Origin of the sequence: Mucilaginibacter sp. PPCGB 2223, assembly GCF_001705515.1 — a bacterium.
In the GTDB taxonomy this organism is placed as follows: Bacteria; Bacteroidota; Bacteroidia; order Sphingobacteriales; family Sphingobacteriaceae; genus Mucilaginibacter.
Genome location: NZ_MDJS01000005.1, coordinates 299,886 through 320,887, shown reverse-complemented (window position 1 = coordinate 320,887; position 21,002 = coordinate 299,886). Strand labels below are relative to the sequence as shown.

Here is a 21,002-nt window from a genome sequence, read left to right as displayed (position 1 = left end):
GAATGGAAAATTTCTGGGAACACCTAAGGCATTTAACCAGGGCGCAGGAGATTATTGAACACGGTGGGCTTTATCTGCTGCTTGTGGTTGTTTTTGCCGAAACCGGTTTATTTTTCGGTTTCTTTCTCCCCGGCGATTATCTCTTAGTTCTGGCAGGTATATTTTGCGCAAACGGGATGCTGCATACCTCTGTTTATTTTTTGATAGTCAGCCTGGTGATGGCAGGATTTCTGGGTAATTACGTAGGATATTGGTTTGGTTACCGGACAGGCGATGTGTTGTTTACCCGCAACGACTCCTGGTTCTTTAAAAAGCGTTACGTGCGCACGGCCGAAGAGTTTTATACCAAGCATGGTGGAAAAGCGCTGATAATTGGAAGATTTCTCCCCATAATTAGAACTTTTGCCCCTATCTTTGCGGGAATTGTACGGGTTGATTTTAAACGGTTTACTTTTTACAATCTGATAGGCAGCATTGCCTGGGTAACCATACTAACCTTAACAGGTTATTTTTTAGGACGCAAATATCCCGATCAGATACAAGACTATTTACAATATATTGTAATTGGTTTAATAATAGTTACAACAATTCCGCTTATTGTAGCTTTAGTAAGAAAGCGGTTAACTAACAGCAATATTGACGATAACACACATACAGAAATTAATAAATGAGTACACAACACCCATGGCACCAGGTATCGCCTGGCGAAAATATACCAAACATCGTTAACGCGATCATCGAAATACCCAAGGGCTCAAAAGCCAAATACGAAATAGATAAAGATTCGGGCCTTTTAAAGTTAGATCGCGTGCTGTTTTCATCGGTAATGTACCCGGCAAACTACGGCTTCATACCGCAAACCTATTGCGACGATAAGGACCCGCTGGATATCCTGGTTTTATGCTCTGTCGATGTTTACCCGATGTCGATCATCGAGGCACAGGTTATCGGTGTGATGCACATGGTTGATAACGGCGAGCAGGATGATAAGATCATCGCGGTAGCCAAAAACGATATGTCGGTCAACTACATCAACGAACTGACTGAATTGCCGCCGCACGCCATGAAAGAGATCGTGCGTTTTTTCCAGGATTACAAAAAACTGGAAGGCAAAAACGTAACCATCGAGCATTTGATGGGGCAACGGTATGCCTATAAGGTAATTACCGAAGCACTGGACTTGTACAAGTCTACTTTTCCAACTCAAAACCTATAAATGGCCCCTCCCGACCTCAACATAAGCGGTTTTTACATATTTGCCACGCTGGCACTGGTTGCCCTGAACGGCTTTTTTGTTGCTGCCGAGTTTGCCATGGTCAGGGTACGAGGCTCACAGATCGAACTGCAGGCCAAAACAGGCAGCGCAGTGGCCAAAGTTGCCAAAGCCATCCTGTTCAACCTGGATGGTTACCTGGCTGCTACGCAATTGGGTATCACCATCGCTTCGCTTGGTTTAGGTGTGGTGGGCGAAGGCGTGGTAAGCGCCATTATGCTCAATCTCTTCAATCTTGTCGGGTTGAATATCACCTCTAACGTAGTTGTCAACATCAGCCATGTTGCGGCGTTTACTCTCATTACCGTTTTTCATATCGTATTTGGCGAGCTGGCGCCAAAATCCGTAGCCATACAACGCTCGGTACGTACCGTAATGGCCGTGTCGGTTCCGTTACGTATCTTCTTTGCGGTATTCAAACCCTTTATCTGGACGCTCAATACCTTCGCCACTTTTATTTTGCGGATATTGGGCATCAATACCGTGCCCGGAGGCGAGGCGCACCACAGTTCGGAAGAGTTGCAATACCTGCTGGAACAAGGCAAAGAAACCGGCGCTTTGGATTCGAGCGAGCACGAACTGATCCAAAATGTTTTTGATTTCAACGAGCGCGTGGTAAAAAACATCATGGTGCCGCGTACCAAAATTTCGGGCGTAGACATCAATACCACCAAGGAAGAACTGCTCGAAAGTATCATTACCGAAGGCTATTCGCGTATGCCGGTGTACGATGATGTGATCGATAAGATAGTCGGCATCGTTCATGCCAAGGATATCCTGGCCCTGCTTGCACGCAACCAGGATATAGTTTTGCGGGAAATTATCCGCAAGCCGTACTTTGTGCCCGAAACCAAAAAGATCAACGACCTGATGGCCGAGCTGCAGCAAAAACGCATCCAGATCGCTATCGTATCCGACGAGTTTGGCGGTACCGCCGGCATGGTTACGCTCGAAGATATTGTGGAAGAGCTGGTAGGTGAGATACAGGACGAATACGATGAAGAAAAACCGATCGTAGAAAAACTGAACGAGCGCGAGTTCGTCGTAAATGCGCTTGCACCGATATACGATGTAAACGGGCACCTGCCGCACGACTTACCCGAAGACGGCGATTTTGATACCGTATCGGGCTGGCTGGGCGAAATTTTTGGTAAGATACCCGAGGTCGGCGAGCAAAAGGAATCGAACGGTTACAACATCACCGTGCTCAAAAAATCCGATCAGAACATCGAATCGGTCAAGCTCGAACTGTTAATCAACGAGTCGGACGCGATAGACCTGCATTAAACCTACCGCCATGCAGCTATTTTACACACCCGATATTGCCGATTCGCCCCTGTATTACCTGAGCGAAGAGGAAAGCAAACACGCCATACGGGTATTGCGCCTGCAAAACGGCGAGCATGTTCAATTGATCGACGGTAAGGGCGGTTTATACGAAGCCGAGATCGCCGACCCGCACCCCAAAAAAGTTGCCCTGAAATTATTATCACAGCAACAGGAATTCGGCAAACGCAATCATTACCTGCACATTGCCGTAGCGCCAACCAAAAACATCGAACGCCTGGAGTGGTTTTTAGAAAAAGCGACCGAGATCGGCATCGACGAGATATCGCTCATCATCTGCCAGCGCTCAGAGCGCAAAGAAGCCAAGGCCGAACGTTTGAACAAGATCATCACTGCGGCCATCAAGCAATCGCTCAAAGCTTATCATCCGCTTTTAAACGAACCTGTCGCCTTTCAAAAATTCATCGCGCAAAGCAAAAACGAACAGAAGTTTATTGCGCATTGCGAGCCGGGCGAAAAAGCCGGCATCCGAAAACTCATCAAACCCAATGGTAACTATTTGGTGATGATTGGCCCCGAAGGCGATTTTACCCAAAAAGAGATCGGCGATGCTTTGCAAAATGGATTTGAACCAATAACTTTAGGCGAAAGTCGTTTACGTACTGAAACGGCCGCACTGGAGGCCTGCTTCGAGATCAATTTTTTAAACCGCCCATGAGGATATACCCGGTCATCGCTATAGTTTGCCTGTTGCTGTTCAGCGGCTTCAGCGTGCCTACCTATAAAATGGCCAAGGTAAAATACAATGGCGGCGGCGATTGGTATGGCGACCGTACCGCGCTGCCCAACCTCATCGCCTTTTGCAACGAAAACCTCAAAACCAATTTTCAGCAGCAGGATGAAACAGTTGAGGTAGGCAGCGCCGAGCTGTTCAACTATCCTTTCATTTTTCTCACGGGGCACGGAAACGTCATCTTCTCCAACCAGGAGGCAGCCAACCTGCGCAAGTATCTGATCGGCGGCGGCTTTCTGCATATCGACGATAACTACGGCCTCGATAAATTTATCCGCCGCGAAATGAAAAAGGTATTCCCCGAACTGGAGTTTGCCGAACTACCCGTCAACCATCCCATCTATCACCAAAAGTTCGATTTCCCGAACGGCCTTCCCAAAATACACGAGCACGACGGCAAACGCGCCCAGGGTTTCGGGCTGATCTATAAAGGCCGGCTGGTTTGCTTTTACACTTACGAATGCGATTTAGGCAACGGCTGGGAAGATTTCGGCACTTACCCTAACGATACGCAGGAATCGCGCTTAAAAGCCTTAAAAATGGGCGCTAATTTAGTTCAGTACGTACTAACCCAATAAACCATGTACAGCATCAAAGTAAACGATAGTTTCAGCTTCGAAACCACCCTGAAAAAAGACGTGCTCAGCATCAACAATAATGAGGTAAAAGCCGATATCAGCAAGCTTGGCGCCGGTATGTACCATATCATCAGCAAAAACCAATCGTACAGGGTTGAGGTGGTTAGCCTGGATCGCGCGGTCAAGACAGCCGAGATCAAAGTAAACGGCAATACTTACCAGGTAAAAGCCAAGGACCAGTTCGACGCCCTGCTCGAGCAGCTCGGCATGAGCAACCTCAACAGCAATAAGGTGGCCGATATCAAAGCTCCGATGCCGGGCCTGGTATTGAAAGTTTTAGTTGCCGAAGGCGCTGAGGTGAAAAAAGGCGATAACCTGTTCGTGCTCGAAGCCATGAAAATGGAAAACATCATCAAAGCCCCTGCCGACGCTATCATCAAAAGCATTAAAATAAAACCTGCTGATAAAGTTGAGAAAGGGCAGTTGCTGATTTTGTTCAGCTAAGATAGTTCCCTCTAATTACCCCCTGACATTTCGACGAATATAGTTAGGGATCAGGGAATGGGATGAGGGGAAACCTACAGCGATATGCGCGAAATTTTACTAATAGCAGAAGATTTCTCTCTCGCACCTGCACACATTCCTACCCTTGCCCTATCGAAATGACACGGTAGTAAACACAATCACATCTTCGTTGCCGCAAAGCCGAATACTTTTTGCATTACCGGGTTCGGGCGGGCGCCGATGTTGGTGCGGATATTCAGCTCTTCGGCCGCTATTTTGATGAACAGGCCGTCGACCGTTTTCTGGCAGGCATAATCCACAATATCCGGGTTAACCTTGCTTACAAATGGTATTTTGTTGTAGATGGTTGCACCCTGGCTGTAATATTGGGTAGCGCCGGTTTTACCCAGGCTTTTTTCAATAACAGGTTTAAAGGCGGCAACAAGGGCCGTTGTAGTAGTGCGCCTGAAATACTGCGTTGCCGAATCGTTGCTCCCCAGTAATATCTTTTGCACATCATCCAAAGTCATTTGCTTGATCGCGTCGATAAATATCGGCTTGGCCTGCCCGGCAGCATCCTCGGCGGCACGGTTTAGCGACAGGATGATCTTATCGCAAAGCGCCCCCTGGCCTAATTGCCTCAAGCGGCTCTCAACCTTTTGCGCCTCGGGTGGGAACAATATCTTCACGGCGGCATCACCAAAAAACCCGTCGACGGCCGATAGTTTATCCGAGCTTTTGGTAGTACCCTGCGTCAGCGCATCTTTAAGCGCGGTACCGATCTCCAGGGTTGTCGGCGTACCCGAGCCTGACGACCCGCCGGTTAGCGACTTGATCGACGCAGGCAGCTTTATTTGTGCCGAAGCAGCTGATGATAATAAAAGTAAGGCGAATACAGGTATACGGAATGCTTTGGTCATAATGTGCTATTTGCTCTAAAACGGCAATGATAAATATTTAGTCTGTACGAAACTAATAAATAAACGCGATCATACCTAAACGTCAGGCCGGAATACCGGCCCGGCGGTGTATTGTTACGCGTTCTTCACCAAAATGGTTTCCATTACGTTGGCCACATCTTCGCACATATCGGTGGCGGTTTCGAGGCCTGCCAATATCTCCTTGTATTTGATGAGTTTAACGGCGTCCTTCTCATACAGAAACAGATCGGCCACGGCACGGTCAAAAACGTCATCGGCCTGGTTTTCGATACTGTTGATACGGATGCACGAATCGGCAATGCTGCGTACGTTGTTCATATCCTTCAGCTCCTTGATGGCTTTTTCCATTTCAATAGCCCCGCTCAATATCAGTTCGGATAGTTTTTTAATCGCCGGCGTCATCTCCTCCATATTGTACAGGTTCATCCGGTTTACCGAGCCCTGTATATAATCGGCTACGTTATCGATAGCGCCCGTCAGCGAGGCGATGTCTTCCCTGTCGAACGGGGTGATGAAGTTTTTGCTTAGTTCGAGGTATATCTGGTGGGTAATCTCATCGCCCAGGTTCTCCAGCTTATCTATCTGGTTAAACAAGCCAACGCGCTCGGCCGCCCCGTCAATAGCTACAGCCTCAACCAATAGTTTCGACATGGCAACCACGTTGCCGGCGGCCTGTTCAAACAAAGGAAAAAACACTTTTTTATCCTTCGGGACAAAATACTGGAAAATGCTGTTTAATGACATGGCGGGATTGTTTGATTTATACAAATTTACTTGAGCATTATTAAACAATTGTTAATTTTTTAATACCGGTAACGCCGGAAACGGCGACTGACGAACTTTTTGCAGCGTAAAACCAAATGTCGAGCCTATACCCTCGGTGCTGCGCACGTTGATGGTTTGCTGGTGCGACTCGATGATGTGTTTCACAATCGCTAAACCCAGGCCCGAACCGCCTATCTGCCGCGAGCGGCTGCTATCCGTGCGGAAAAAGCGCTCGAACAAACGGGGCAGGTATTTTTCTTCAATCCCTATGCCGTCATCGGTAACTTCAACCAAAACCTGTTCGTGCAGATCATACAGCCTTATCGATGTGCAGCCACCTTCTTTACCATATTTAAACGAGTTGTCAATCAGGTTTACCAATACCTGGCGTATCTTTTCACGGTCGGCATTTACCATAATGTGTTCGTCGTATTTATCCTTAAACTCGAGCTTTATTTTGTATTGCTTAGCCTTTAGCTCCAGCGATTCTATCACTTCCTTGATCAGCTCATTGATCCTGAACTTGGAGTAATTGATCGGTATCTCGCCCGACTCCAGTTTGGATATCTCGTCCAGGTCTTTCACCAGGTAGCTCAGCCTGTCGACATTTTTTGCAGCCTTATCCAAAAACTGCTTTGCCATTTCGGGGTCGTCCATATCGTCCTGCAAGGCTTCAATGTATCCCTGTATGGCAAACAAAGGTGTTTTAAACTCGTGCGAAACGTTCGATAAAAAATCGCGGCGGAACTGCTCCTGCTTTTTCAGCTCCTCAATTTCGGTCTTTTTTTCGCGCGCCCACTCTTTCACCTCGGCCTCCACATCGTTTATCGGGTCGGAGCTTACGTGGTCGCCAATGGCGTCCTTCAGGTCCTTACCCAGCTTCAGGTTATGGATAAGCTTGTAAATGATCTTGATCTTGGCCACAATGTACCGCTCTATCATATAATAAATAAACACAAAGCTCGATGCCATGCTTACCGAAAAGGTGATGGCCACATCGTACCAGCTATGCCTGAAATAATAGTTTACCGCCGATATGGTGATGGATACGGCAAGCGCATTGATAAAAACAAGTACACGAAGTTTCATTTCAACGTAAATATACGTTTATGCAGCCGATAAGCACGTATTTGTTAAGCATTTAACATAAAGATAATGTGGGGGGGGATTTCGGAATCCGGATGTGGTCATTCGGGTTTTTTGATTTTCCTTTTTACCGGCGCAGGTTTAAGGGCTGGTGATGTGATGGGCTAACTTGTGCCTGGCATTGCAGAAGCTTTATGCTTCAAGCTCAATAAGGGCGTTGCCTGCGGCCCGGGCTGTCCGTTCATACGCCTTCAGGCATTAGCCGCGGCCTATTCCCAAGCCAGCACCCGGCCGGTATCCACTCCCATCCCTAACGCGGTTCCGTAAAACATCGGTATTCTTCGGTATTTTCATTCTTGTTTCCATTCCTTTTTACTTGTGCCTATTCAATCCTTGCTACCAGCTACGGTACTCCCTGCTGTTCCCCATCATGAGCGGCACCCGGCAGGTTCCCTTTTTAGCCGATCCAAAGTCAATCGTCCCACCAAGCTGCCCGGGCGCACCCGCCTGGCTAACCCCCGCCGCCGCATCTTCCGTACTTTCGCTTCCCGCTTCCTCTTCATCCCGTTCAAACAGCCTGGGCGCGTCCGGGTCGAACACCGGCTGATGCTCGTCCGTGCCGCTCCTTCTTTGGGTTATCCAGCCCGGTTCGTCTGCCCTTTTGGCGGTTAGTTGTTTAAGGCAATGTACGATCATCTCGTCCGTCATAAATTTAGCCGGTGGCAATATCTTTTCAAGTTTCGGGTAAAAATACACTAAGCTGTTGCGTTCGCTTTCCATCCGCCAAATGCGCTCCCGTTCCTTTTCATCTTCAAATTCGTCATATTCATCCTTGTAATCATCATCTTCCTCCGGCTCATCAAAACTATCGTCCTCAAACTTATCCTCCTCCGTCAGCCTTGCCGTATCTACGTAAACAACGTTTTTCGGCGCCTCTTCCGGTTCGGTATAAAACCTCAGGTGCTTCGCCATTTTTTCCAAAGCGCCAAGCTTGCTGTTCAGGCGTATAAAAGTTGTTTTACCTTCGGCCGTTTCGGTTATGCGCATGCTCCATAAAGCCGCGCCCTCATCGTCGGCCAGTTCGTGCACGCCCTTTAAAGTGCCGTCGCTGCGGTAGTAATTGCGCATATTGCCAAAGGCGATCTTGCTCAGCTCGGTCAGTATCATTTGATGCGTCACCTGCGCTTGCCGTGCCGCGGCGTTGGTGCGCTCCTGTAAATAATAAGCAATTTTAGGTATCCGCATCAGCGCGCCGCTCAGCGCCGTACTGCTGCTGTACCCCGCCCGCAGCGCGGCCCGGGTAGCGTTCATGTCAATTAAATACTCGTCACAAAATTTCTGTTGCTTGGGCGTAAGCAGCCCGGTGGTGGTGTTTTCCATTTGGGTATGGGGTTTAAAAGGTTTAAAGAAAAGGATCAGCCGCCCGTCCGCCGAAGCACGGCGAAAAAGAGAAACGGCTACAACACGGGTCAGGAAATAGTCAGCGCGCTGTCTAAATACGATATACTAACTACTTAATATTAAAATTACAGTAGTAATGTTTAGATATAAAAATAGTGAAATTTTTGCAGAAAACCAAGTTTTAGTTATTACAAACGCGTCATCCCGCGTCATTGCGAGGAACGAAGCAATCCTTGACTTACTGAGCCGCTCTGCTCATTAATAATTGATTCCCCGTGGAGCGATACTACAAGGATAAACAGTCTTCGAGTATAAATATTAAATGAATAAATAATAACTTTGATTATACCCCATATTCTTAATGAAGAGACACGCGTTTAAATTTACCCCAGAAAATATTCGCAAAATCGAATATATCCTTCCTAAAATTAAATATTCAAGCTACATCGGAAACGTAATAAAGTGGTTGGAAAATTTTGAGACAGCAGAAATAGAGTTAGCAATAGACTTTTTAATGTTCTTTGAATATATTCCATTAAATGAACTTCAATCCCGTTTAGAAGAACAAATATCAAATGCTAATTCAAATATTCCCAGAGAGCATTTGATCTTACTCATCCCATTTACCAGCTACCCTAAAAGCAATGATATTATAGCATATTTGATTAGCAAACTTAGAAGTTATTCTCATATGCAGGCATCCGGGAGAATGGATATAACAAGGGATTTTGAATCATATAAATACTCTAAGAAAACTTCTTTATTGTTTATAGATGATTTTATTGGAACAGGTGATTCATTCTTAAAAAGTTACCGCAATAGAAAAATTGGTCAATTCATTGGAAACAATGATGAGTTAATAAACAATGATATTTATTTATTAGCAGCTATTATAATGAATAAAGGGAGTGAATATCTAAAATATAAAATCCCTGAATTAGTAATTTTTGCCGAAAAAAGATTCAACTGTTTTTGCACACAAAATTCACCTTTTTTAATTTCCCAAGGAGCAAAAAAAATGAAAGCACTCGCTCTTAAGTACGGGACTGGCTTACGCGTGCTGCGGAGAGGTGAGCAAGATATATATTATCCTCTTGGTTATGGAAACTGTGAAGCGCTTATTTCCTTTGATTACGGTCCACCTAACAATACTTTGCCGATTTTTTGGAGCTCTGCTAGTAGTTGGCATCCAATATTTCCGAGAATCGCAGATGATAAAATTGCGCAATCCTCAGCAATAAAAAAAAGTGTTGCTTTCTATATTGGCATTATGAAAATGTTAGGCTTAAGCCTATACACGGATTACAATGTACTAATTTCTGGTGCGACTTATAAGTATGATTCAAGGTTAGATCATTCGTTAGTGACAGTTATGTTTTTATTGAATAAAAAATATAATGAAATAATCATCTGTCAAATACTGGGCATCACAATCAAAGAATTAACGGCGATTTATCAATACGGAAAACAGAGACGGTTATTGGATTCAAAAAATACTTTAACATTATCCGGTTCATCATTCATATCTGAATTAATAAATAAGGCAAAAAAACAAAAATTTCGTTCTAAAGCTATTAGAAACTTTGAACGAAATAACTTAATTTACGTGCCTAATAGTTTTAAAGGGGTCGTATAATGGATTAGCTGTATTAATCTATTAAATCTCGGGCAATTTGGTCGAGATATGCTAAAGTTACTTAACAATATTATATAAGCTTAATTTTTGTTTCCGTTGATTTATTTTTTTAAGGAAGTCAACAAAAATCAAGCTTATATAATACACTACAGTTTAACAGACATGTATTTAAATGCTCTGCATACAAAAAGTAATCCATTATGCCCTTTGACTTTGAAGAATTTAGGAAAATTGCCAAATCAAATAATCATTCCGAGGAATATATATTTGAGACAATAAAGTATGCTGAAAAATTAAATAAAAAAGATTTGCCAGTAATATTTTCAACTGTTCATCTTGCAATTGAGCTAAAGATTCCCTCAAACATTCTCAATTCTTTATTGAAATCATACAACTACACTTTTTTTAATTTACACAAAAGAAGCGGAGGGTTTCGTGAAATAATGGTACCCAATGAAAAATTAAAATATGTGCAGCGATGGATTAATTTTAATATTCTACAAAAGTTACCTCTTGAAAAAGTCTGTACTGGCTTTAGACCAAATTATTCAATACTAACAAATGCTAATATTCACGCGAATTCCAAGATGGTATTGAAAGTGGATTTATTGCGTTTTTTTGATACCATTACTGATCGACGAGTATATGGGTATTTTAAATCATTAGGATACTTAAAGCCGCTTTCATATGATTTAGCTAAATTAGTAACTGCACGGCATAAAAAAAGTTATTGGGATTTTGTCTCAAAAGACAACTGTCCTCAATTAGCAGATATCGCTAATAGCAATTCTCCTGTTTTACCACAGGGTGCGCCAACAAGTCCAATGTTAGCCAATCTGCTTGCGTCGAGAATGGATGAAAGATTTATCATATTGTCCCAAAAATTAAATTTTAGATATTCGAGGTATGCAGACGATTTGACTTTTTCCATTACAGAAGAAGGGCAGTTACCATTTACACGTGTAATTAAGAAGATTATCGAGGAAGAGGGGTTTTTCATGAACGATTCAAAAACCAAAATTTTTTCTCGAGGGATGAAGCAATATGTAACTGGATTAACTGTTACACACGGTGTTCATGTTTCAAAAAAAGACCGTAAAGATATTTTTATGCATTTGCATTTTTGTAAAAAATTGGGGCCAAATGAACATTTAAAAAACTGGAGTAAAAAAAATGGCTTAAACAGAGAACCTTATGGATTTCAAGATTGGTTACTCGGAAAAATTTCGTTTATCTATTCTATTGATAAGATCATTGGAACAAAGATGTTCAAGGAGTTTGACAAAATTAATTGGAGTTTTGAGAACTCAAATTAACCCCCCGCTACCGCAACGTCCTCGGCTTGTGGTACACAGTAAAAGCCGCTTCAATAGCAATTGCACATCTGCACATCCACGTATCTGCACATCAAAACAATCCTCATCCCCTCCGCTACCGCAAGCGTCCTCGGCTTGTGGTACGCACAGTCAAAAGTTAACTCATAACACCACCCAGCGCTTAAACTTGCGCCAGTAAAAAGAATAGATCCGAAACGGCGCAGCCTTCTTGAGCACCAGTAAAAAGCAAACACAAGCGAAAAATCGAAATTCCGAAATCCTAAACGGTGCAGCCCTCATGAGCACCATTAAGAACAAACAACAGCGAAAAATTCGAAATCAGATACTCACCTCAACATTCAAAAACACCGTCACCTCGTTGCTTAATACCACGCTGGTATCGCCCACGCCAAAGTCGAGGCGGTTGATCTTGAACGTGCCGGCAAAGGTTGCGGTATTGCCTTTTACCACGTAGGTAAAAGGCACGGTAATGCGTTTGGTTTTGCCTTTGATGGTGAGATCGAAATCGCCGGTGAAGTTATTGCCGCCCTTTGGTTTAAGCGATACCGATTTCATGGTCATATTGGGGTAATGGTCCACGTCGAAAAAATCGGGCTTGCGCAGGTGCTCGTCGCGGCCCTCATTGTCAGAGTCGAGCGTTTTTACCGCAACCAAGGCATCGATACTGCTGGTAGCCAGGTGCGCCTTATCGAACAGGATGGTAGCTTCAACAGGGCCAAACTTGCCGTCGGTAGTAAAACCCATGTTTTTGATCTGGTAGGTAACGGATGACCTGGTAACCGTGTTTTTGGTTTGCGCTGCGGCAGCCAGGGTTGTGCCGAGCAACAATATAATCAGGGATAGCTTTTTCATTATTGTATAAGTAAACGCGAAACAAACAAGTATAGTCTTTTGCACGCTATTTTACAATTTAAGACGATGGATTTGCCCGCAGGTTTAAAGCAGGGCCTTCAGGGTTTCCAGTGTATCGGCTTCTTCCATCGGTTTATCGGTGCGCCAGCGCAGTATCCGCGGGAAACGCAGCGCCACGCCCGATTTATGCCGCGTTGAATAATTGATGCCTTCAAACCCGATCTCGAAGACCAGTTCGGGTTTCACGGTGCGCACCGGCCCGAATTTTTCCAGGGTGTTGCGTTTCACAAAATTATCCACCTTGCGGATCTCCTCGTCGCTCAGCCCCGAATAGGCTTTTGCAAACGGCACCAGCTTATCGCCGTCCCAAACGGCAAAGGTATAGTCGGTATACAGGTCGGCCCGGCGGCCATGTCCTTTTTGCGCGTAGATCATCACCGCGTCGACGGATAGCGGGTCGATCTTCCACTTCCACCAGTCGCCCCGGCGGCGGCCAACCTGGTAAGCGGCGTTTTTGCGTTTCAGCATTACCCCCTCGGCAATCATACTGCGCGATTGCCCGCGTATTTCGGCCAGCTCGCCCCAGCTGTTAAAACCAATGAGCACCGAGATACGGAAAATATCCGGGTGTGCGGTTGCGGCCTGCAATTGCTCCAGCAATAGCCGTCGTTCGGCCTGGGGTTTATGCCTGATGTCTTCGCCGTTATGCTCCAGGCAGTCGTAGGCGATCAACGCTACCGGACTTTCTTCCAGTATCTTTTTGCTTAAATTCTTCCGCCCGATACGGGTTTGTAAAACGTTGAAAGGCATCGGCAGCCCATCTTTAAACGATAGTATCTCACCATCAAGCACCGTACCGTGCGGCAGGGCTTTTAAAAAAGGGTGCAGCTCCGGGAACTTTTCGGTAGCCAGGTCTTCGCCCCGGCTCCAGATAAAGATCTGCCCGTTGCGGTTGATCAGCTGTGCGCGGATGCCGTCCCACTTCCACTCGGCCTGCCATTCGGCAGCATCGCCTAAAGCTACCTGCAATTCGCCGGCAGTTTTTTGCTTTTCGGAGGTTTCCTGTATCGGGTAAGCCAGGAAGAAAGGGTAAGGGCGCGATACATCGTCCGACAAGCCCTCGGCGGCCACCAGGTCGGCAAACTGGTAGTTTTCGGGCATCCAGTTACCCATGATGCGGTGCGTGACCGTAGCCGCATCCAACCCCGAAATATCGGCCAAAGCTTTCACTACCAGGTTTTGCGATACCCCGATACGGAAACCCCCGGTCAGCAGCTTGTTGAATACGAATCTTTCCTGTGTATCCAGCGTTTCCCACGATGAGAGCAGCCATTGTTTGCGCCCTTCTTCGGTTTGGGTTGCGATGGCGTTGATCTCGGCTATCCACTCGGTCAGGGTTTTATTGCTGCTGCTGGTACTTTTAGGCAGGAGCAAGGTAATGGTTTCGGCCAGGTCGCCCACCACCTGGTAACTCTCTTCAAACAGCCATACGGGGATATGCGCCATTTCCATGGCCCAGGTGCGCACCAATGTAGCGTTGATGGGCCGTTTTGGCCGGCGGCCGGTAAACAGGGCCAGCATATGCATCTTATCGCTATCGGGTACCGAAAGAAAATAATCTTTCAGCACACGTACCTTTTCGTTGGTCTTGTTGGTTTCGTCAAGCGAGAGGAAAAGTTGGGCGAAGGCTTTCATAAACCAGCCCCTCCTAAATCCTCCCCGGAAGGGAGGACTTTTGATTCATCGTCCGGCACTAAAGCCTCCCCTTCCGGGGGAGGTTGAGTGGGCGCTATTTCCTCATCTGCCGCCGTCAACTCGTCGCCCCCATAAAGTGTATGTACTTCGTGCGCATCAAAACCGATCTCGTTGAGATACCGGGCAAAACTTGCGGTATAGCCGTGTGTAAGATATACTTTCTCGCAGCCCGTAGCGTCAATAGCGCTGATCAGGCCGTCCCAGTCGGCATGGTCGCTCAGCACAAAACCACGGTCGGCAGCGCGGCGGCGCTTGGCGCCGCGTATGCTCATCCAGCCCGAGCAATACCCGAAATCGTAGGGGTTAAAGCGCCGCATCCAGGGCGAGCCGACTGCCGAAGGCGGAGCTATAACGATCCCTTTGCGGATTTCTTCTTTAGCCAAATCAGTCGTGATGCGGTGCGTCGGGTTGAGGGCGATGCCATTCCGCCGCAAAGCTTCGTTGGTATTTTCGATCACCCCATGGGTATATACCTTACCGATAGAAAGATCGAGGTTTTGTAAAACGCGCTGCGCTTTGCCCAGGCTATAGCCCACAATTACCGTCGCCAGGCCATTTTCAACGTTTTTCCGCCACCAGTTGTTGATCTCGGCAAAAGTTTCGGCCTGGGGCTTCCACCTGTAAACCGGCATGCCGAAGGTACATTCGGAGATGAAATGATGGCAACGTACCGGCTCAAACGGGGTTGATATACCGTCATCATCCACTTTATAATCGCCGCTTACTACCCAAACCTCATCCTGATAACAAACCCGAACCTGCGCCGAGCCGATAACATGCCCGGCGGGGTACAGGCCGATCTGCACGCCGTTCTTCATCAGGGTTTCGCCATAAGGTACGGTTTGCAGTTGTATTTCGCCTAAACGGTAGCGCAGTACCTGCTCCGAATACTCGTGAGCAAGGTAGCGCCTGTGCCCAACGCGTGCGTGGTCGCTGTGCGCATGGGTGATCACCGCATCATCCACAGGCAGCCAGGGGTCGATATAAAACCGGCCGACGGGGCAGTATATGCCGCGGTCTGTAAATTCGAGGAGCGGTTTTTTGGCCATAAACATAAAAAGCTTAGCATAAAGCTAAGCCTTTTGGATAACGTAAAGCAATTAGCAATGTTTTATTGCGAAGTGTCTTATCGGTTGTAAACTTCAATTGCTTTTATCATTCGAACGTTGTAAGTAACATAGCTTACTTCTGCCGCCACCAGCGATACGGTACAAACAATGCCCGGGCCAACAATTGAAGGTTCTTTTACGCGTCCGCTCGCATCTGTACCTCCCGAACCAAATATCGACGCAAAAGCAGCCACGGCACCCACTCCAATTCCGCCGAAAGAAGCTAAATAGCCCGCTTTCCAACGTTTGGCACCCTTCGCTATAGCTAAAGCTTCCGGGTTATCGGCAACATAGTCTGCTACAATCCCAACTGTCATTTTATCAATCCGGCTCGAACCACGTTTTTGTATATAATATTTCCGCGTGGTTGTATGCCCTGTTGGTAAAGCTGAAGATGTTGCCCCGTATCCGTATCCAGGCGTGCCATAGGTTGGCGTATAAGTCGGCACTTCCATCACATCGTACAGAACGTTTATCCTGCCAACGCTTTCTCCCTGATAGAGCATTCCATTACTTACACCAAAATACATTTTTTTCGACCGGATGGAAGATACATCATTGAGGGGATACGGTTTGCCATCTACAGTTAGCTGGCCTGGCTTTACATCGATAGTTGCTGCATCAATACGTTTTCCGGATGTGGTTATCAGGTAGCTCGAATCGGAGCCTCTCATACCGCTCGTTTTAAAATTATAGCTCTTGACCGAACCGCATGAACTAAGCATTAATAAAACAGCAGAGATAAGGAATAAATTAAGTAGTGTTTTTTTCATAAAATTAATTGTGAATAGATTAAGGTTTTGAAGTTATTAAAATAAGTGAATTTCTGTAACGGCGCAGGTATTGTTGAAAATATAGTCGCCAGACAAGCTATTAAAACAAAAAACCCCGTACGAACGTCGTACAGGGTCAAGATATATAATCGCCGTAATATTACTTACAGCTTATTTGCGGGCACAGGTGTTACCGTGGTATTTTTGGTGAGCTTATTATCCATCAAAATATAATCGGTCAGTATCTGGCCGCCTGCATATTTCAAAAAGTCGAGGTCTTCGTTCCTTGGCTTTTTCTGCCCTTTTTTCAATACCGGTAAGCCCAGGGCAACACGCTCTGCGTTTTCGCCTTCGGCAGTTTTGGCCTCGTCCTGGTCGCGCTGTTTTTTCAGCTGCTCTTCGTTCAGCGAAATGCTTTTTTCGGCATCGTGCTTACGGTAATCGTTCATGGCATTTACCAGGTATTTGTATGCCGGGTTATTGGCCATGCGCTCGGCAAACATCTGGTTCAGTTTCGGTATAACGGCGCTAAAATCGCCGGCTTTAACATAGTTGCTTTTCGCGATGATATCGTAAGGCAGGGCCGATGGTTCGGTATCTTCGCCATATTTATCCATCGGGATAAGCGACGGGAATTTGATATCAGGGGTAACGCCTTTATGCTGTGTCGATGTACCGTTGATGCGGTAAAATTTGGCAACAGTCAGGTTCAGCTGGCCAAATATGCTTTGGTTACCTGATCCATCGGGCACTGGTGTTTTGGTTTTAGCGAACAGGGCTTTCAACTCTTCCATCTTGCCTGGCTCTATCTGCTGGTCAAGGTCGATCTCGTTTTGCACGGTGCCTTTGCCATAGGTTTGTGTCCCGATGATCAGGCCACGGCCATAGTCCTGTATGGCGCCGGCAAAAATTTCGGATGCCGAGGCGCTGAAACGGTCGACCATTACAGCCAGCGGACCGGAGTAAGCTACGCCCTGGTCCTCGTCGCGCTCAACTTCAACACGGTTACGGCTGTCGCGAACCTGAACAACCGGGCCTGATTTGATGAACAAACCGGTCAGATTAATGGCTTCGGGCAACGATCCGCCGCCGTTCTCGCGCAGGTCTATCACCACACCGTCAACCCCTTTCTGCTTTAAGGTGTCCAATATCCGCTTCACATCGCGGGTAACACTTTTGTAGTTGGGATTACCGGCCCGGTAATCGGCAAAGTTCATGTAAAAATCGGGGATGTTGATGATACCGATCCTGGTGATCTTGCCATTGGTATTGTACGTTTTGATCTCCGACTTAGCCGAACGGTCTTCGAGCACGATTTTTTCGCGCACAATATCGATCTCTTTCGGCTGATCGGAAGCTTTGGCGCCTTTTGGCAGTAATTTCAGCTTTACGGTCGTGCCTTTCGGGCCGCGGATGAGCGATATGGCATCATCAATGCGCCAGCCCACAATATCTTTAAATTCGCCGTCCTTACCTTGAGCTACCGCTACGATGCGGTCGTCAACGTTTACCTCCTTGGTTTTATACGCCGGCCCGCCTGGTACGATGGTTTTAATGGTCACGTAATCATTTTCGGTAGCCAGTGTTGCGCCTATCCCTTCCAGCGAACGCGACATCTCCATATTAAACTGCGATGCGTTGAACGGCGTGAAGTAACTGGTATGCGGGTCGACCGCACCGGTAAAAGCATCCATAAACTGCTGAAAAACATCTTTATTAGATAGCTTATTGGCGTTGCTCAGCAGGTTTTCGTAACGTTTTTTCAGCGTCTCTTTGTTTTTGGCCATATCGGGGTTGGCCAGTTTCAGGTTCAGCAGGTCGTATTTAACCCGTTTGCTCCACAGATCGTCCATCTCGGCCTGGGTACCGATGTACGGTAAATTGTCCCTGTCGAAGGTGAAAGTTTCGTTTTTGGTAAAATCGTAGGTTTTATCGAGTTGCGCCAGCGAGTATTTTACATGCTCGAGGTAGCGTTTCTGATAAACGTTGAACATATAGAACACATCGGCCAGGTCGCCCGCCTTAATATCGTCATCGAGCTTGGTTTTAAACTGCTCAAAGCTTTTTACATCCGACGCCAGCAGGTAATTATGATTTTCGTCCAGGCTCTTCAGGTAGCGGTTATAAATCACCACCGAAAGCGAGTCGTCCAGCGGGATCTTTTTATAATTGATCTGCAACATCTCCGAAACAAGGTGTACTACTACGCTTTGTCTTTCGTCGGGCGTAATATCGGTAGATCCCGGAACCTTAACCATGGGTTTTCTTGGGGCTGCTGTACAGGCCAGGGTTGCACCAAGCAGCAGTAACATATATATCTTTTTAAACATATCCTTAACAGAGTTTACATCAACTTTTCGACTGAACATTTATTTTATAACGTAATTAATTGCTAATCTATATATAAAAAAGAAACAGCCCTGCAGCTGTTTCCTAAATAACAATAACAATATTACAAAAATGTTTTATTTGTTTATGGCCCGGCAGCTTTTTTAAATTCAGATTACAAATGCCCGCTGCGCTGCTGCTTAAATAATGTTGTTTTGATAGGCATATTGCAACAGGCCAACCGTATTGGTCGACGAAGTTTTACGTAAGATGTTGCTGCGATGGGTTTCGACGGTACGTTCGCTTATCGCCAGCTTATCGGCAATTTCGCGGCTGCTGTAATTTTTTGCTATCAGTTTAATGATCTCGGTTTCGCGCTCGGTAAACCTGATCATGCTGTTTATCCTGGCTATAGCCATCTGCACTTCGGCCGAAAAGTATTGTTCGCCGTTAGCTATGGCATTCAGCGCCGATACCATCTCTTCCTTGGTTGTATCTTTCATTAAATATCCGCTAACGCCTGCATCGATCATTTGCTTTACCGTGGCCGGCTCGCAGTGCATAGACAGGGCCAGTACGCGCATTTTTGGATATTTTTCCAGCACAAGCCGGGTAAGGTCGATGCCCGACATTTGCGGCATACTGATATCGGTGATCAAAATATCGGTCGGGTTCCTGTTCAGCAGGGCCATCACCTCGTTGGGGTTGTTACTGGCGCCGCTTATCTCGAATCCGTCCAGGTCCGAAAGCAGGGCGGTTAGCCCCTGCGGTATCAGGAAATGATCGTCGACAATAAATATCCTGCGTTTATGCGAGGAAGACATAGATTATCTGTTTGGTGTGTTTAGTTCTTTTTGTCTTCGGGGAGGAGTTCGGCATACTTGATATCGCTTTTGATGTTCAGGCTGCGCTTATGTTCAACAATGGCAAGTTTTTTTCTGATCTCGCCCACATCGTTTAACCGGCCCCTGCCTGCTGCAAAATCAACGGCGGCATTCAGGTCATCTTTAGCTTGCGCAAAATCCCCGATCTCCGATTTTACCATCCCCAAACCCACCAGCGATGCGATGATGTTTGTGTCATCGCCTTTTTGGCGCGCCAAATTATTGATCTGCAAAAAATACCATTTGGCTTCCGAGTAGCGCTGCTGCCCCATGTATAAGCCTATCAGGATATTAAAATTGTCAATGCTCTCCGAGTACATATGAAACCTCAGCGTATGGTAAAGCGATTTCATGATGGCGGCCTCTGCAATTTCGTAGCCAAACTGGCTTAGCTCAAATTTAACATTATCGCTTATGATGGTTACAGCGGTTTTTTGCGTTTTATTAAAATTAAACGACAAACGTTTCGCGCTTTCCAGCAAAGGCAAGCGTACAACGGTTTTCTTTTTCCACCATTGTGCATCGGCAGATAAAGCAAAAAACAAACATAGGGGGGCGAGTATCAATACTCTCGTCTTTTTAAACACTATTTTTTCGGTATGTTACAAATATACATTTAAAACCATTGGCTTTAACCGGGGCTTGTAAAAATTTCGGATAGATTAAACCTGCTGTTTATTACGCTTTAATTTATTAACAGGTTTCCTTTCTTCGAGGTAAAAATGCCATAACAGCATGGTTGCCAGCGTACGGTATGGTACCCAGCTTTCGGCAATCGGTAAAATATCTTGCGTCGACGCATCTGCAGGCAGTTTTTTGATCTTTTTCAGTGCGTTAACCGCGGCCAGGTCGCCCGCCGGGAAAATGTCTGCCCTGTGTAAAATAAAGATCAGGTAGATATCCACTGTCCAGTTGCCGATGCCTTTAACGGCTGTCAATTGGCGGCGCACTTCGTCATCCGGCACGAATTCGAGTGCCGGTAAAGATAACTTTCCCTCCGCTATGCATTCGGCCAGGTGCCTTACATAAATTGTTTTTTGCCTGCTGAAATAACAGGCTTTCAGTTCCTCATCGGTTAAAAGCAGCACGCGTGCGGGTGTTATCTCCTGTATTTTTTTCCGGAGTTTATTCAATGCAGATAGTGCCGAGGCCAGCGATACCTGCTGCTCCAAAATAATATGCACCAGCGATTCGAACGTATTGGGCCGTTGCCATAAAGGCGGGTATCCATAGGTTTGGATGATTTGATGGAGATCGGTATCTATGGCTGCGATGTTATCGCAAAGTTGGCGCAGGTTAGATCGATCGAAGTGCCGGCTCATTTAAACATGCTCTAAAATAAATTTAGGATCGATGTTCAGCTTATCGTAAAGCGATTTTAAGAAATACACATCCGGTTGTCGTTTTCCGCTAAGAATTTGCGATAGTTTGGGCTTACCGATCCCTAATTTATCAGCCAGTTTGGCTTGTGATAACTTGTTTTCGAACATAAACAACTCGACAGCCTCTGCCAAAGTATTGGGCTTTTTTGTTGGCTTCAGCAGTAAAACTTCGTCTTCATATTTTTCGGCTGCGATAGTCATTTGCCGTAACCTGGCAATATCGTCTTCTGTCAGGTTTTGTTCACCCTTATCCATCAGTTCATATATGGCTATCATTGTTTCATGATAGTTTTTATCCGTTATTGTCAGATCTTTCAT

General features: G+C 46.0%; 21 protein-coding genes. 8 read left to right on the top strand and 13 right to left on the bottom strand.

The window, feature by feature from the left end; translation table 11 throughout:
• The first annotated feature begins 2 nt into the window (after positions 1 to 2).
• From BEL04_RS22795 to BEL04_RS22770, 6 genes are read left to right on the top strand one after another with little or no spacing between them, the layout of a single operon-like run.
• Positions 3 to 671: a DedA family protein gene (locus tag BEL04_RS22795; RefSeq protein ID WP_066007902.1), complete on the top strand. Its 669-nt coding sequence runs from the start codon at positions 3 to 5 to the stop codon at positions 669 to 671.
• A complete protein-coding gene (locus BEL04_RS22790; RefSeq protein ID WP_066007900.1) occupies positions 668 to 1,216 on the top strand; it encodes an inorganic diphosphatase in 549 nt (182 codons plus the stop codon). Before BEL04_RS22795 ends, BEL04_RS22790 begins: the two co-directional genes overlap by 4 nt.
• Positions 1,217 to 2,560, top strand: coding sequence for a hemolysin family protein (locus tag BEL04_RS22785; RefSeq protein WP_066007898.1), 1,344 nt, complete (start codon positions 1,217 to 1,219; stop codon positions 2,558 to 2,560).
• 10 nt (positions 2,561 to 2,570) lie between these two features.
• Positions 2,571 to 3,278: a 16S rRNA (uracil(1498)-N(3))-methyltransferase gene (locus BEL04_RS22780; protein WP_066007896.1), complete on the top strand. Its 708-nt coding sequence runs from the start codon at positions 2,571 to 2,573 to the stop codon at positions 3,276 to 3,278.
• Positions 3,275 to 3,931 carry a DUF4159 domain-containing protein gene (locus BEL04_RS22775; protein ID WP_066007894.1) on the top strand — a complete coding sequence of 219 codons (657 nt, stop codon included), beginning with the start codon at positions 3,275 to 3,277 and terminating at the stop codon, positions 3,929 to 3,931. Before BEL04_RS22780 ends, BEL04_RS22775 begins: the two co-directional genes overlap by 4 nt.
• A 3-nt stretch (positions 3,932 to 3,934) precedes the next feature.
• Complete coding sequence (locus BEL04_RS22770) at positions 3,935 to 4,435, top strand: biotin/lipoyl-containing protein (RefSeq protein ID WP_066007892.1); 501 nt, start codon at positions 3,935 to 3,937, stop codon at positions 4,433 to 4,435.
• A 179-nt stretch (positions 4,436 to 4,614) separates the two neighbouring features.
• Here BEL04_RS22770 and BEL04_RS22765 read toward each other — a convergent pair whose 3' ends face one another.
• The 4 genes from BEL04_RS22765 to BEL04_RS22750 form a co-directional block, all read right to left on the bottom strand.
• Complete coding sequence (locus BEL04_RS22765) at positions 4,615 to 5,355, bottom strand: DUF4197 domain-containing protein (RefSeq protein WP_066007885.1); 741 nt, start codon at positions 5,353 to 5,355, stop codon at positions 4,615 to 4,617.
• A 114-nt stretch (positions 5,356 to 5,469) separates the two neighbouring features.
• On the bottom strand, positions 5,470 to 6,120 hold the full coding sequence (locus BEL04_RS22760) for a DUF47 domain-containing protein (protein ID WP_066007883.1): 651 nt from the start codon (positions 6,118 to 6,120) through the stop codon (positions 5,470 to 5,472).
• A gap of 51 nt (positions 6,121 to 6,171) precedes the next feature.
• Positions 6,172 to 7,230: a cell wall metabolism sensor histidine kinase WalK gene (locus BEL04_RS22755; protein ID WP_066007881.1), complete on the bottom strand. Its 1,059-nt coding sequence runs from the start codon at positions 7,228 to 7,230 to the stop codon at positions 6,172 to 6,174.
• 393 nt (positions 7,231 to 7,623) lie between these two features.
• On the bottom strand, positions 7,624 to 8,607 hold the full coding sequence (locus BEL04_RS22750; RefSeq protein WP_066007879.1) for a terminase small subunit: 984 nt from the start codon (positions 8,605 to 8,607) through the stop codon (positions 7,624 to 7,626).
• A 382-nt stretch (positions 8,608 to 8,989) separates the two neighbouring features.
• On the opposite strand from BEL04_RS22750, the gene BEL04_RS22745 reads away from it, so the two are divergent.
• Positions 8,990 to 10,264 (top strand): hypothetical protein, encoded by a 1,275-nt coding sequence (locus BEL04_RS22745; RefSeq protein ID WP_066007877.1) that lies wholly within the window; start codon positions 8,990 to 8,992, stop codon positions 10,262 to 10,264.
• A gap of 200 nt (positions 10,265 to 10,464) precedes the next feature.
• Complete coding sequence (locus BEL04_RS22740) at positions 10,465 to 11,580, top strand: reverse transcriptase family protein (protein WP_066007875.1); 1,116 nt, start codon at positions 10,465 to 10,467, stop codon at positions 11,578 to 11,580.
• A 339-nt stretch (positions 11,581 to 11,919) separates the two neighbouring features.
• On the opposite strand, the gene BEL04_RS22735 is transcribed toward BEL04_RS22740, so the two are convergent.
• The 9 genes from BEL04_RS22735 to BEL04_RS22695 form a co-directional block, all read right to left on the bottom strand.
• Positions 11,920 to 12,453: a YceI family protein gene (locus tag BEL04_RS22735; RefSeq protein ID WP_066007873.1), complete on the bottom strand. Its 534-nt coding sequence runs from the start codon at positions 12,451 to 12,453 to the stop codon at positions 11,920 to 11,922.
• Positions 12,454 to 12,537: 84 nt separating this feature from the next.
• Entirely contained in the window at positions 12,538 to 14,148 is a 1,611-nt protein-coding gene (locus BEL04_RS22730; protein WP_066007869.1) for an ATP-dependent DNA ligase, read from the bottom strand.
• Positions 14,145 to 15,257 (bottom strand): ligase-associated DNA damage response exonuclease, encoded by a 1,113-nt coding sequence (locus BEL04_RS22725; RefSeq protein WP_066008052.1) that lies wholly within the window; start codon positions 15,255 to 15,257, stop codon positions 14,145 to 14,147. The genes BEL04_RS22730 and BEL04_RS22725 overlap by 4 nt, the downstream gene beginning before the upstream one ends.
• 77 nt (positions 15,258 to 15,334) lie before the next feature.
• Positions 15,335 to 15,991, bottom strand: a complete 657-nt coding sequence (locus BEL04_RS22720) for a hypothetical protein (RefSeq protein WP_139113152.1) — start codon at positions 15,989 to 15,991, stop codon at positions 15,335 to 15,337.
• A gap of 263 nt (positions 15,992 to 16,254) precedes the next feature.
• Entirely contained in the window at positions 16,255 to 18,459 is a 2,205-nt protein-coding gene (locus tag BEL04_RS22715) for a carboxy terminal-processing peptidase (RefSeq protein ID WP_083228037.1), read from the bottom strand.
• A 159-nt stretch (positions 18,460 to 18,618) separates the two neighbouring features.
• Complete coding sequence (locus BEL04_RS22710; protein WP_066007864.1) at positions 18,619 to 19,242, bottom strand: response regulator transcription factor; 624 nt, start codon at positions 19,240 to 19,242, stop codon at positions 18,619 to 18,621.
• Between the two features lie 20 nt (positions 19,243 to 19,262).
• Complete coding sequence (locus BEL04_RS22705; RefSeq protein WP_139113151.1) at positions 19,263 to 19,868, bottom strand: hypothetical protein; 606 nt, start codon at positions 19,866 to 19,868, stop codon at positions 19,263 to 19,265.
• Positions 19,869 to 19,964: 96 nt separating this feature from the next.
• Positions 19,965 to 20,624, bottom strand: coding sequence for a DNA-3-methyladenine glycosylase (locus BEL04_RS22700; protein WP_066007860.1), 660 nt, complete (start codon positions 20,622 to 20,624; stop codon positions 19,965 to 19,967).
• On the bottom strand, positions 20,625 to 21,002 hold the full coding sequence (locus BEL04_RS22695) for a helix-turn-helix domain-containing protein (RefSeq protein ID WP_066007858.1): 378 nt from the start codon (positions 21,000 to 21,002) through the stop codon (positions 20,625 to 20,627). It lies immediately after the preceding gene.